Here is a 13,357-nt window from a genome sequence, read left to right as displayed (position 1 = left end):
TATGGAGGTACTTTGCAAGATGAATATAAGGTCGAATATGGAAAATTCTAAGGTTTTGTTTGAAAAGTCGCTTGAGAAGATTCCCGGTGGTGTTAATAGTCCGGTGAGGGCTTTTGGCAGTGTCGGTGGTTCTCCTGTTTTTATAAAAAGTGCTAAGGCAGACCGCATTTACGATGTGGATGGCAATGAATTTATTGATTATGTATGTTCATGGGGACCGGGGATTTTAGGTCACGCACATCCACAGGTTATCGAAGCGGTTCAGAAAGCCTGTGTTGACGGTCTTACTTTTGGTGCTCCTACTAAAAAAGAATTGGAACTTGCTGAAATTATAACGGATGCAATGCCGTCAATTGAGAAAGTAAGGCTTGTAAATTCAGGCACAGAAGCTACGATGAGTGCCATTCGTACTGCAAGGGGATATACGGGCAGAGATATGATAATAAAATTCAGGGGAAATTATCATGGTCATTCTGACGGGCTTCTTGTAAAGGCTGGTTCGGCAGCTCTTACAACTGCTGTTCCAGACAGTGCGGGAGTTCCGGCTTCTTATACACAGAACACTCTTGTTGCAGAGTACAATAATGAGGAGTCCGTAAGAGAACTTATGGAGCAGTATGGTGACAATGTTGCAGCTATCATAGTAGAGCCTGTAGCCGCTAATATGGGTGTTGTTCCTCCGAAAGAGGGATTTTTAAAATTTCTTCGTGATATTACATTAAAATATGGAACGGTTCTTATATTTGACGAGGTTATAACAGGATTCAGGCTTAAATTTGGCGGAGCACAGGAGTATTTTGGTGTAAAGCCTGACATGACTACGCTCGGCAAGATTGTCGGCGGCGGTATGCCTATCGCTGCATATGGCGGCAGAAAGGAGATAATGGACAGGGTTTCTCCGACAGGTCCAGTTTATCAGGCTGGTACATTGTCAGGAAATCCTATTGCAACAACGGCTGGAATAGAGACTCTTAAAATATTAAAAGCACATCCTGAATACTATAAACAGATAGATGAGAGTGCGAAAAAACTTGCAGATGCGTACAGAAAGATGGCAAAAGAGAAAAATATCCCTCTGCATGTAAATCAGATAGGTTCACTTTTATCTGCATTCCAGACAGGTGAGGTTGTAGATGATTATGACAGTGCACTTACCTCTGATACAAATGCATATACAGAGTATTTCTGGAAAATGCTCGACAATGGAATTTATGTTGCACCTGCACAGTTTGAAGCAATGTTTGTGTCAGTCGCACATACGAAAGAAGATATTGAGAGGACTTGTGAGGTTATCAGTTTATGAGCATACAATTACTTTGCGTAAGTCATAAGACCGCAGATACAAGGATAAGAGGTCTGTTTGCATTTGATGATGATGCAAAGGCGAGGATAATGGAAAGGCTTGTAAGTTCGCCTTATATAAATGAAGTGGTACTTCTTGCAACCTGCAACAGAACGGAGCTTTACTGTGAAGTCCAGAAAAAAACGGAGACAGCGGTGCTTTTTATGCAGCAGGTACTTTTAGAAGAAGCCGGAGTTTTTGAAAATTCAGAAATCCAGGATGTAATATTAAGATATGAAGAAAAAAAGGCAGTTCACCATCTTTTTATGGTGGCGGCAGGTCTTGACTCCGTTGTGCTTGGTGAAGACCAGATTTTGGGACAGGTAAAAAATGCTTATCTTGCAAGTGACAAAAAAGGATATATAGGAAATACATTTCACTCACTTTTTCAGGCGGTGATGGCAGCGGCAAAGAAAGTAAAGACAGATACACCTATGTCAAAGACTTCCGTATCAACCGCAAGTCTTGCACTAAAACAGGCAGTCAGGGAATTTGGCTCACTTTCCGGAAAAAATATTATGATAATAGGAGCATCTGGGAAAATCGGAAATATAGTTATGTTAGATGCACTTGATATAGAGGGTGCAAATGTTTATGTCACCGCAAGAAACCATATTCCCGAAAAAAATGCGAGATGCAATATAATAGATTACAAAGACAGATATGAACATATGGAGAAGATGGATGTTATAATAAGTGCAACATCAAGTCCGCATTATACTGTCACAAGAAAGCATTTTGAGGAAAAAGAGCATAAAGCTAAGGTAGTATTTATCGACCTTGCAGTTCCGTTTGACATATCGCCTGATATAGAGGAAATACCGGGTGTGGCAAGATATTCAATGGAAGATATGGACAGGCTTGCCGCAAAGAACAATGAATTAAAGAAAAGTTATCTGTGCGATGCAAAAGAGATAATAAGGGAATATGAGCAGGAATATCTTAAAAATGAGATATTCAGGGCAAATCGTGAGAGAATAGATGGATTTATGGCATATATCAGAGAAAATGCAGAGAAAAAATCACTGGATACGGCGATTCATAAGATGATTTTTGATATAAAAGAGAAAAGTAATGCACAGGAATTTCAGGATTTTGTGGAAATAATTGCAAAAATACAGTGATAGTGTTGATTTATCGACGAAATGTTATTGATGTATGATTAAAATATGTATTGATGCAGAGGGCAAAATAATTTTTGTACCCAACATAATATTTGGGATAACAAATTTTGTGGAAAGACAGAGATAAAGAAAAGAGGAAAAATATGATACAGAGAGCAAGAAGATTAAGACAGAATGAGATATTAAGGAAGATGGTAAGGGAGACAAGAATGGATAAGTCATCTCTTGTTTATCCTATGTTTGTAAGAGAAGGAGAAAATATAGTTGAGGAAATTCCATCTATGGAGGGGCAGTTTCGTTACAGCATAGACAGAATGTCTGAGAAACTTGAAAGTCTTAAAAAAGCAGGTGTTAAAAGCGTTATCCTGTTTGGCATACCTGATGTAAAAGACGAAGTCGGAAGTGGTGCTTATGATGATGAGGGAATCGTGCAGAGAGCTTTAAGGGCGGCAAAAAAAGATTTTCCTGATATGTATTTTATAACAGATGTGTGTATGTGCGAATATACTTCACACGGTCACTGCGGACTGCTCTGCGGTCATGATGTAGATAATGACTCCACACTTGAACTACTGGCAAAGACAGCGGTTTCCCATGTGAAAGCCGGTGCAGATATGGTTGCACCGTCAGATATGATGGACGGCAGAGTGCTCGCAATCAGAAATGCACTTGATGAGAATGGCTTTACAAACACACCTATAATGTCATATGCCGTGAAATATGCATCATCATTTTATTCACCGTTCAGGGATGCAGCAGGCTCAGCACCTTCCTTTGGTGACAGAAAATCTTATCAGATGGACTATCACAACAGAAAAGAGGGAATAAAAGAAGCCTTGCAGGATGTTGAAGAGGGAGCAGACATCATTATGGTAAAACCTGCGATGAGTTATCTCGATATAGTTAGGGAAGTCGCTGATACAGTAGATGTGCCTGTAGCGACATACAGCGTGAGCGGAGAGTATGCGATGGTAAAAGCGGCAGCAAAGGCAGGCTGCATAGATGAGGAAAAGATAGTGTGTGAGATGGCAGCAGCAAGTTATAGGGCAGGTTCAAGCATATATCTTACTTATTTTGCAGAGCAGATAGCAGAGTATATGGATAGAGGACTGATTGGGTAGTGAAAGGAAATCAATCTATGACAACAAGAGAAGAAGCATTAAACTTTGGTCTTTCATTTCCAGATACTTACCAGAGTGCCCCGTTTCACGATGAAAACTGGCAGCTTGTGCGTGTGAAAGGAAGTAAAAAGGCTTTTTTATGGACATATGAGCGAAACGGCTTTATAAACCTTAATGTAAAGGTAAATGATGAATGGCGTGACTTTTGGAGGGATGCGTTTGAGTCTGTTATTCCGGGCTATCACCAGAACAAGGAAAATTGGAACACCATCATTCTTGACGGCTCGATTCCTGACGATGACATTAAAAGGATGATTACGGAAAGTTATGAAATAGTGACTGACAGCCCGACTAAGAGGATTTATGAGGCGGTTAAAAAGATTCCTAAGGGAAAAGTTGCGACTTACGGGCAGGTTGCGGCTATGGCAGGCAATCCCAAGATGTCAAGAGCCGTCGGAAATGCTCTGCACAAAAATCCAGACCCGGAGAATATACCATGCTTTCGTGTGGTAAATTCTAAGGGAGAGCTTTCAGGGGCATTTGCATTCGGCGGTGAAAACGAGCAGAAAAAAAGGCTTGAAGCAGATGGAATTGTAGTCGATAATGGCAGAGTTGATCTTGGCAGATACGGAGTGCAGCTAGAGGAAACTGAAAATGATATAGGAATAATAAAAAATTGACACAAAAATAATAAAAAACTGACACGAAATTTTCGTTCTAGTGACATGAATTTTTTTTAATTTAATACTATCAAGGAAGCAGCAGGGTGGATTGCGAATATCCGCTTGTTTTCTAACAAAAGAAAAAGGAGTCATAAGAATGAAAATTAAAAGTCAGATCAGCAATGCAATAAAAAAGAAATTGTTTAACACACTTATTATCAATGAAGAAGTATTTTCGCAGATGGCTGAAAAGGAAATTCTTTCAGATAAACAGGAAAAATACGGGTATGATACAAATATTGATAATATTCAGCAGTCTATGGCAGTACAGACTTATAAAAAAGAACTGGTCATAGAGCACATTCTTGATGATAAGACTTATAGTTTCAAAAATGCTCTTTTGATATTGAATCCATATAAAATATCATTATTAACGGCGGTTTTAATCTTTAATACTGACATGAAATGTATGGTTAAATATAAGATTAAAGGTATTCGTGGTTCTAAAGATTATATAATGTGTGATGATACATATACTACAAGGCACAGGGTTCCTATAACCGGTCTTTATGAAAATGCTTATAATATCGTTCAGATATATCTGCTGGATGAAAACCAAAAAGTATTAGATTCAAATAAAATAATGATACATACACCTGAACTTAAAGGAAAACTTGAAACGGGTGTAGAAGTAACAGGATATATTGGGGATGACTCAAATAAATTTATGCTTGTAACAGGTGGTTACAGCGGTTCAACATATGCTTTTGATAACAATGGAAATGTACGTTTTATACTTGGCAGGCCATCTCATCCGTATGGTATTCATGAGCTTGGCAATGGAAGATTTTTATATGCGGAAAAATATATGCGTCAGCCTAATTATGGAAATGCACATTCTGTCGTAATGCATGAGATGGATTATATGGGTCGTGTACATAGAACATTTCTTCATCCAAATGGATATCATCATTGGGCGGTCAGGGAAAAAAACAGTGGAAATTATCTTATAGCATCAAGTTCTATCACAGATTCATTTGCCGAAAATATGATAATTGAGATGAATCCAAAAACGGGAAATGTGATAAGGGGCATAAATGTAAATGATCTGTTCGATGATACATATGTCACAAGAAGTGATTGGGCACATATAAATTCATTTGATTATATACCGGAAGAAGACTGCGTCATAGTTTCTATGAGAAATATTCATACATTAGCAAAAATAAGTCTGAGAAATAATGAACTTATATGGCTTATCGCAAATCCAAAATTTTATACGAAAACAGAACAGAAAGATAAAGTTTTAAAACCAGCAGGTCATATTGACTGGTTTTTCCAGCAGCATGCGGTTTCACTCCTTGAATATGACAGCGAAGCCAAGAAATATAAAGTTATTTTATTTGATAATCATACGGCCAACAGAAGACCTGTAAAATATTTTGATAAAGTAGAAAGGTCAAATGTACTTATATTAAATATAGATGAAAAAAACGGAACAGTTTCACAGGAGAAAAGAGTGCCAACTTCTTTAAGTATAACACGCTCAAATGCAATGGTAACAGATGACGGAAAATATATATACGCTATGTGTGGAAATCTAAAGGAAGATATTGACGGATGCAGGGCAAAAATATATAAATATGATTATGATTCAGGTGAATGTGTAACGGAGATATCATGCAAAAAGGATTTTTTCAGTGGCCGTGAAATTCAATTTGATATAAAGGAGCTGTCAAAAACTATTTGTGGCAATGGTGCTATAGTTGTTGGAAACTTGAAAACTCCAATATATAAAGATGGCAGTTTTGATAAATTTTACAATTCTGCTGATATAAGAGAATATAAAGAAAATACTACAGAGGAATGTTTTGAAAACGGGTTACCTGTTATGCTGCGTATAGTTGGAGATATATTGCAGATTTACAGCAGGGATCATCTGATAAAAAAGGTATATCTTTACGATGAAAAAGGAATATATGTGCATGATTTCTCAGATACGGAGCAGAAAAGCCAGATATTTATAAAACACAAATATTATATAAATGTGCCGTTAGCTCAGATAAAAAATGGAAGATACAATATTGCTGTAAATATAGGAGATAATATTTATAAGACTGGGTATTGGATAAAAAAGCATAGCATAAATAGTGGTACAATGAATAATTAGTAATTGATTAAAAATATTCGATTGACATAAAATTGTAAATTGTGTATTGTTATAATGTATGACATTTTCAAAGGTAAAATAGAAAAAAGTTAAGGTTTGCCGGGTGTCATACAGATAACAATATAGTGCAGAAATGCAGATTATAAGGAGGATGAGAAGTGAAAAAATCAATTAAATTTCTGATTACTACAGTTGCCCTTACAGCAGGGGTGCTTGCTTTTTCTAAGGCAGACAGTAAAGCGGCAGTTGTAGATGTTGCACAGACGGACGCAGGGGACACGGAAATACAGTTGCAGTGGTCGGCAGCTCTCGGGGCACAATCCTATGCGATACAGTTTAGTGAAGATGGTAATTCAGGCTGGGTTACTATGGAGACAACATCGAGTACAAATGACAGTGTCGGAAATCTTGCATCTGGTCATACATACTATGTAAGAGTTGGTGGATTTAAGGAGTATTCATGGAAGATTGACAAGGAAAATACTCCTGAGGCAGATACAGGCTGGTCACAGCCGGTTGAGATGGTTACTGCACCAAGCGTAAACAATATGACACTTGTTCAGGTAGGGGCTACAACAGATTCAATTACAATGAAGTGCTCAGAAGTACCGGGAGCAAATCTTTATCAGCTTAGCAGCGGTATATATAATGATTTTTCAGTTATTGGAGAAAGTGAAACTACTGTTATAACTACTTCAAAGGATAAGCCACTTACACCGGGAACATCATATACAGTTCACTGTTATCCCTGCCGTGTAGCAGCAAGTACAGGTTTTATAGCAAGACATGATTATGCAAGTCAGTACGGAAAAAAGACATTGACAAATAAGATTGCGAATAATAATTTTGGTTTTACAAATATCTGGTATTCTCTTAATTCATACAAAATAGGCGTTTTGTCAGATGATGCAGTAGGAGCTTACGATGGTATTCAGGTACAGCTTCAGACACCTGCCGGAAAAAATGTTAAGTCTTTAACAGGCAGTGGAAATACAATCGGATTAGATAACGTAAACGGAGCATTTTACCGTTATCGCCTTCGTACATATGTAGACTGCGGCACAGAAGGAAAATCATACAGTGCATGGTCAGGTTATCGATATTTCGGACTTCCTAAGAGTCTTAGTGTATCGTCATCAAAAAATAAGATTAAGGCAAACTGGTCAAAGATAGCAAATGCAAGCAGCTATACGGTTTATATTTCAAAAAATGAGAACTCTGGTTTTAAAAAGGTTAAAACAGTAACTAATAAGTCAAGAAATGTAACGATAAGTAAGTGTGGCGGCAGTAAGCTCAAACATGGAAAGCGTTATTATCTAAGAATATGTGCAACTTCAAAAGTTGGAAATAAAACATATAAGAGTGACCTTATTTCTACCTCATATGTTTACGCTTCAAAATATTAGTATAACATGAATTAAATTAGAAATATCAGTTTAGCTGATGTGCAAAAAATAAAACGGACTGTCGTAATGCATAATATACTATTGTATATAAAAATTATGACAGTTTGTTTTTAGTTGATAAACTGTTATACAGAAAATAAATTTGTAAAATAGCATAATTCCTATTGACATGATAGGAAAAGTAGGGTATATTTATAGCCATGGGCTACTAAAACATATAGAAAAAGTAGGAAATACGAAAAATAAAGGGGGTTACCCAATGGAGTTTAGAGAACTGACAACCGATGTGTTGATCATTGGAGGCGGTACAGCAGGCTGTTATGCAGCGATAACACTCGGTCAGGAAAAGGATGTAAAGGTCCTTATCATTGAAAAAGCTAATATCAAGCGAAGCGGCTGTCTTGCAGCAGGTGTAAATGCCATAAATGCTTATATAACTGAGGGTCATGTTCCACAGGATTATGTGGATTATGCCAAAAAGGATGCTGACGGCATAGTAAGAGAGGATCTGCTTCTTTCCATGTCAGAGAGACTAAATGAAGTTACGGCACATATGGAACGCCTCGGTCTTGTTATTTTAAAAGATAAAGATGGCAAATATGTTGCAAGGGGAAACCGAAATATAAAAATAAATGGTGAAAACATCAAGCCTATTCTTGCGGATGCAGTAAAGAACCTTGAGAATACAACCGTTATAAACCATGTGAATATCACAGATTATATAGTTGAAGACGGCGTTATCAAAGGTGCTTACGGATTTGATGTAAATGACAGAACCGCCTATAAGATAAATGCAAAAGCAGTCATCTGTGCTACAGGTGGTGCGGCAGGTCTTTACAGACCGAACAATCCGGGATTTTCAAGGCATAAGATGTGGTATCCGCCGTTCAACACAGGAGCCGGATATGCTATGGGAATCAAGGCGGGAGCTGAGATGACAACATTTGAGATGCGTTTTATAGCACTCAGATGTAAAGACACGATAGCACCTACGGGAACTATAGCGCAGGGTGTTCATGCTAAACAGTTAAACTCTGACGGTGAGATATATGAGGATAAATATGGTCTTACTACATCACAGCGTCTTTACGGTACAGTAACAGAGAACAAAGAAGGCAGGGGTCCTTGTTACTTAAAGACAGATGAGATATCAGATGAACAGCAGAGTGACCTTTACAAGGCATATCTCAATATGGCACCGAGTCAGACACTCAAATGGATAGAGTCTGGCAGAGGTCCTAAAAATGAAAATGTTGAGATAGAGGGAACAGAGCCGTATATAGTAGGCGGCCATACAGCGAGCGGTTATTGGATAGACAATGACAGAAAGACCACTATCGCAGGACTTTATGCAGCAGGTGATGTTGCAGGCGGATGTCCGCAGAAATATGTTACAGGAGCATTAGTCGAAGGTGAGATAGCGGCACAGTCAGCAGCTCAATATGTGAATGAATTAGCAGATTCTGATAAAAATATTAAGATAGGAAATAATTCAGCAGTAAAAGTTATTGACGGCAGCGATGCAGCAATAGATGAAAAAAAAGCTGAGTATGAAAGATATTTTTCAAATCCAAAAGGATTTATAGATACAGAACAGCTTGAAGAGACAATGCAGAAGATAATGGATCAGTATGCAGGTGGCATAAGTACAAATTATGAGTATAATGAGAGCAGGCTTGAGATTGCAGAAAGAAAGATAGATGATATAGAAAAACTTTCAGTAAATCTTCACGCAGAAGATATGGATGATCTGCTCAGAATTTATGAATTAAAAGAGAGATTAGTCGTATGTAAAGTTTTAATTGAGCATTTAAAAGCAAGAAAAGAGACAAGATGGCACAGTTTTGCCGAAAATTTGGATTATCCTGATAAGAGCGACGATTATCTCAAATATGTAAATTCAAGATATGAGGATGGAAAGATAAAAATTATTTACAGAGATTTAGTGACAGGAGGTAAGGTTTATGAGCATTCGGATAAATGATGAAAAGTGTGTCGGATGCGGACTTTGTATAGAGGCCTGTCCGGGAAATCTGATTAAAAAAAATGAAAAAGGTAAAGCTTTTATAAAGCATGAAAGAGATTGTTGGGGATGTACATCTTGCATAAAAGAGTGTAAAATAAATGCAATCGACTTTTTCCTTGGAGCTGATGTGGGAGGCGCAGGTAGTGTTTTATCAGTATCCTCTAAGGGAGATATCAATACATGGACGATCACTAAGGCTGATGGAAGTGTAGAAGAGATAGTTATAAACAAAAAAGACGCTAATAAATATTGATAAAAGGAACAGGAGGTTCGTTATGGGAAATTTATCTCATCTTGATGAATTAGAGGCAGAGGCAATCTACATAATAAGAGAAGTTGCAGCGGAGTTTGAAAAGCCGGTAATGCTTTACTCAATTGGTAAAGACAGTTCGGTAATGCTTCATCTTGCAATGAAAGCATTTTATCCGGAGAAACCACCATTTCCATTCCTTCATGTAGATACAACATGGAAATTTAAGGAAATGATAGAATTTCGTGACAGAATGGCAAAGAAACTTGGCATTGACCTTATAGTATATACAAATGAGGACGGTGTTAAGAAAGGAATCAATCCTTTTGACCACGGTTCAGCTTATACTGATATCATGAAGACACAGGCACTTAAGCAGGCACTTGATAAATATCAGTTTACAGCAGCATTTGGCGGCGGCAGAAGAGACGAAGAAAAATCACGTGCGAAAGAGAGAATATTCTCATTCAGAAACGAAGCTCATGCGTGGGATCCTAAGAACCAGCGTCCTGAGATGTGGAAACTTTTCAACAGTAAGATATTTAAGGGAGAGGAAGTAAGAGCATTCCCACTTTCAAACTGGACAGAGAAAGATATCTGGCAGTATATAAAGAGAGAAAACATTGAAATCCCTTCACTTTATTTTGCAAAAGAGCGTCCTGTCATTGAGAGAGACGGAAATATCATCATGGTAGATGATGACAGACTTAAACTCAGACCGGGAGAGAAAATCGAGTATAAGAAAGTTCGTTTCCGTACACTTGGATGCTATCCTCTTACAGGTGGTGTTGAGTCAGATGCAGAGACACTTGACGAGATAATTGAGGAGACACTTAGTGCAGTAGAGTCAGAGAGAACAAGCCGTGTTATTGACCATGAGGCAGCAGGCAGCATGGAAAGAAGAAAGAAGGAGGGTTATTTCTAGGATGAAAGGATTATTAAAATTTATTACATGTGGAAGCGTGGATGATGGAAAATCTACACTTATAGGACATATATTATATGATTCAAAATTACTTTATGCCGACCAGGAAAAATCACTTGAGCTTGATTCAAAGGTTGGAAGCAGAGAAGGAAAGATTGACTACTCACTTCTTCTTGATGGACTTATGGCAGAAAGAGAGCAGGGTATCACGATAGATGTTGCATATCGTTACTTTACAACTGACAACCGCAGCTTTATCGTTGCAGATACACCGGGACATGAAGAATATACAAGAAACATGGCAGTAGGTGCATCATTTGCAGACTTATCGGTTATACTTATAGATGCAAAGCAGGGTGTTTTAGTACAGACAAGAAGACACGCACGTATCTGTGAACTTATGGGAATCAAATACTTTGTATTTGCCGTAAATAAGATGGATCTTGTGGACTACAGCGAGGACAGATTTAAAGAGATAGAAGCACAGATAGCTGAACTTGCAAAAGAGCTTAATCTTGCAAATTATATTATCGTACCTGTTTCAGCAACAGAGGGTGATAATATCACGACAAAATCAGAAAATAAACCGTGGTACACAGGTGTTCCACTTCTTGAGTATCTTGAAAATGTTGATATTGAAGAAAAGACAACAGAAAAAGGTTTCTATATGCCTGTTCAGAGAGTAAGCCGTCCAAACCATACATTCAGAGGTTTCCAGGGACAGGTTGAAGCGGGAACTATCAGTGTAGGTGACGAGATAACAACACTTCCAAGCAATGAAAAGGCACATGTAAAGAGCCTTCTTGTAGGAGATAAAAAGGCTGACACTATCGAAAAAGGACAGCCTGTTACAATCCAGCTTGACAGAGAGGTTGATGTATCAAGAGGATGTGTCCTTGAAAAAGATACAGATATAAAAGTGTCATCATCAATCACAGCGACACTTCTCTGGATGGACGATGATATTCTTGAAAATGGTAAGAATTATTTTGTAAAACTTGGAACAAAACTTATTCCTGGTATCGTAACAGAGATTGTTCACACTGTAGATGTAAATACAGGTGAGGAAAAGAAAGCTGATAAGCTCTCGAAGAATGAAATCGCACTCTGCACTATATCACTTGCAGACAAGATAGTGGTAGATGAGTTTAAGAGCCATAAGACACTTGGAGAACTTATCCTTATCGACCGTGTAACAAACATGACATCAGCATGTGGTGTTGTTGAAAAGGTAAATGAAGGCGGCGAAGGACTTTTCGCAGGAAAAGTTGACAGAAATGTGAGAGCTGCATTAAATGGTCAGAAAGCAGTAGCAGTAGCATTTCCTGTTGAGAGGCAGGGCGTTTCAAGAAGTCTTCTTGAGAAAGTTGAGAAAGAACTTTCAATTCAGGGCAAGCATACATACCTTTATGCTCCTGGTTCAGAAGAAAATATATCAGATGTTATCAAACATCTTCACCATGCAGGTGTTATCACATTGCTTCTCGTAGAAGAGAAATATGCATCTACAGTAAGAATAGCAAGCGAGGAATATTATCATGTACTTCCTGAGGACTTAAAGGTTGAGACAGATGAAATCGTTAAGTATATAGATGAACTTTCTGCATATGATGTGAGAGTATCTGGAAACGGTGATTTTATTTGAAGAGATGACAGATAGAAAGGAAAAAATTCCTGTTATCTGTAAAAAGTTATAAAATATGGAGGGTTTGTTAGATATGAAATTATCCAAGAGAGGCAGATATGCGTTAAGAGCATTGGTTTTTCTTTCGCTTAACAGCGATAAAGAAAAGATGACACTGAGTAAGATTGCAAAAGAAAATGATATATCTACCAAATACCTTGAGCAGATTTTTTCAAATCTAAAACGCTCCGGTATTGTAAAAAGTGTGGCAGGTATAAACGGAGGTTACCTTCTTGCAAGACCATCTACGGATATAAGTGTGGAGGATGTATTGAATGCAGTGGAGGGTGATTATAAGATAGAGGACGAGGAAATATCCGAAAACTGTATGGTCAAAGGTATATCCAAAGCACTCCAGAGACTTGTCATAGACCGCATAAATGATGAGACGGGAAAAATCATTAAGAATGTAACGCTCAGAAAACTGGCTGATGAATATTCAAACACAGACAGGGATGCGGATGAGATGTATTATATATAAGTGAATATATATGTAAAATAAAAACAGCACAGTTGGTATTATTCCTTAAACTATAGGATTGGTATCAAATGGTGCTGTTTTTTTGTTATCGATTTGTAGAAAGAAGATTTAATTTAGTCAAGCGGATATTCGCAATCCGCTTTGCTACTTGCTCATAACACTATTA

Annotated in this window: 11 protein-coding genes; all 11 read left to right on the top strand. The window is 37.8% G+C overall.

From position 1 onward, the window contains the following. The first annotated feature begins 19 nt into the window (after window positions 1-19). The 11 genes from hemL (at window position 20) to KQI69_RS01775 (ending at window position 13,191) form a co-directional block, all read left to right on the top strand. Window positions 20-1,303, top strand: coding sequence for a glutamate-1-semialdehyde 2,1-aminomutase (gene hemL, locus KQI69_RS01825; RefSeq protein ID WP_253288952.1), 1,284 nt, complete (start codon window positions 20-22; stop codon window positions 1,301-1,303). After that, on the top strand, window positions 1,300-2,466 hold the full coding sequence (hemA, locus tag KQI69_RS01820) for a glutamyl-tRNA reductase (RefSeq protein WP_216563579.1): 1,167 nt from the start codon (window positions 1,300-1,302) through the stop codon (window positions 2,464-2,466). The genes hemL and hemA overlap by 4 nt, the downstream gene beginning before the upstream one ends. Before the next feature lie 143 nt (window positions 2,467-2,609). Further along, entirely contained in the window at window positions 2,610-3,587 is a 978-nt protein-coding gene (hemB, locus tag KQI69_RS01815; protein ID WP_216563578.1) for a porphobilinogen synthase, read from the top strand. 17 nt (window positions 3,588-3,604) lie between these two features. Then, window positions 3,605-4,267 (top strand): methylated-DNA--[protein]-cysteine S-methyltransferase, encoded by a 663-nt coding sequence (locus tag KQI69_RS01810; protein ID WP_216563577.1) that lies wholly within the window; start codon window positions 3,605-3,607, stop codon window positions 4,265-4,267. Window positions 4,268-4,406: 139 nt separating this feature from the next. Next, on the top strand, window positions 4,407-6,419 hold the full coding sequence (locus KQI69_RS01805) for an aryl-sulfate sulfotransferase (protein WP_216563576.1): 2,013 nt from the start codon (window positions 4,407-4,409) through the stop codon (window positions 6,417-6,419). Between the two features lie 158 nt (window positions 6,420-6,577). Next, a complete protein-coding gene (locus KQI69_RS01800) occupies window positions 6,578-7,825 on the top strand; it encodes a fibronectin type III domain-containing protein (protein ID WP_216563575.1) in 1,248 nt (415 codons plus the stop codon). A 259-nt stretch (window positions 7,826-8,084) separates the two neighbouring features. After that, the gene (locus KQI69_RS01795; RefSeq protein ID WP_216563574.1) at window positions 8,085-9,809 is read left to right on the top strand and encodes an adenylyl-sulfate reductase subunit alpha; all 1,725 of its coding nucleotides are present in this window, start codon (window positions 8,085-8,087) and stop codon (window positions 9,807-9,809) included. Further along, window positions 9,790-10,104: a ferredoxin family protein gene (locus KQI69_RS01790; RefSeq protein ID WP_118745481.1), complete on the top strand. Its 315-nt coding sequence runs from the start codon at window positions 9,790-9,792 to the stop codon at window positions 10,102-10,104. The genes KQI69_RS01795 and KQI69_RS01790 overlap by 20 nt, the downstream gene beginning before the upstream one ends. Window positions 10,105-10,126: 22 nt before the next feature. After that, on the top strand, window positions 10,127-11,026 hold the full coding sequence (gene cysD / locus KQI69_RS01785; protein WP_216563573.1) for a sulfate adenylyltransferase subunit CysD: 900 nt from the start codon (window positions 10,127-10,129) through the stop codon (window positions 11,024-11,026). Window position 11,027: 1 nt separating this feature from the next. Next, window positions 11,028-12,671, top strand: coding sequence for a sulfate adenylyltransferase subunit 1 (locus KQI69_RS01780; protein ID WP_216563572.1), 1,644 nt, complete (start codon window positions 11,028-11,030; stop codon window positions 12,669-12,671). Window positions 12,672-12,744: 73 nt separating this feature from the next. After that, window positions 12,745-13,191 carry an Rrf2 family transcriptional regulator gene (locus KQI69_RS01775; protein ID WP_216563571.1) on the top strand — a complete coding sequence of 149 codons (447 nt, stop codon included), beginning with the start codon at window positions 12,745-12,747 and terminating at the stop codon, window positions 13,189-13,191. Window positions 13,192-13,357 lie beyond the last annotated feature (166 nt).

Source organism: Eubacterium sp. MSJ-13 (assembly GCF_018918235.1).
Lineage (GTDB): Bacteria > Bacillota > Clostridia > Lachnospirales > Lachnospiraceae > Butyribacter.
This window is presented reverse-complemented; position numbering and strand designations above follow the sequence as displayed.

What these genes read in the sequence shown, in the direction of transcription:
- KQI69_RS01780 (WP_216563572.1), top strand. Translation starts at nt 11,028, where the DNA reads ATGAAAGGATTATTAAAATTTATTACATGTGGAAGCGTGGATGATGGA.
- KQI69_RS01790 (WP_118745481.1), top strand. Translation starts at nt 9,790, where the DNA reads ATGAGCATTCGGATAAATGATGAAAAGTGTGTCGGATGCGGACTTTGT.
- KQI69_RS01810 (WP_216563577.1), top strand. Translation starts at nt 3,605, where the DNA reads ATGACAACAAGAGAAGAAGCATTAAACTTTGGTCTTTCATTTCCAGAT.
- hemB (WP_216563578.1), top strand. Translation starts at nt 2,610, where the DNA reads ATGATACAGAGAGCAAGAAGATTAAGACAGAATGAGATATTAAGGAAG.
- KQI69_RS01775 (WP_216563571.1), top strand. Translation starts at nt 12,745, where the DNA reads ATGAAATTATCCAAGAGAGGCAGATATGCGTTAAGAGCATTGGTTTTT.
- hemA (WP_216563579.1), top strand. Translation starts at nt 1,300, where the DNA reads ATGAGCATACAATTACTTTGCGTAAGTCATAAGACCGCAGATACAAGG.
- KQI69_RS01805 (WP_216563576.1), top strand. Translation starts at nt 4,407, where the DNA reads ATGAAAATTAAAAGTCAGATCAGCAATGCAATAAAAAAGAAATTGTTT.
- cysD (WP_216563573.1), top strand. Translation starts at nt 10,127, where the DNA reads ATGGGAAATTTATCTCATCTTGATGAATTAGAGGCAGAGGCAATCTAC.
- KQI69_RS01795 (WP_216563574.1), top strand. Translation starts at nt 8,085, where the DNA reads ATGGAGTTTAGAGAACTGACAACCGATGTGTTGATCATTGGAGGCGGT.
- hemL (WP_253288952.1), top strand. Translation starts at nt 20, where the DNA reads ATGAATATAAGGTCGAATATGGAAAATTCTAAGGTTTTGTTTGAAAAG.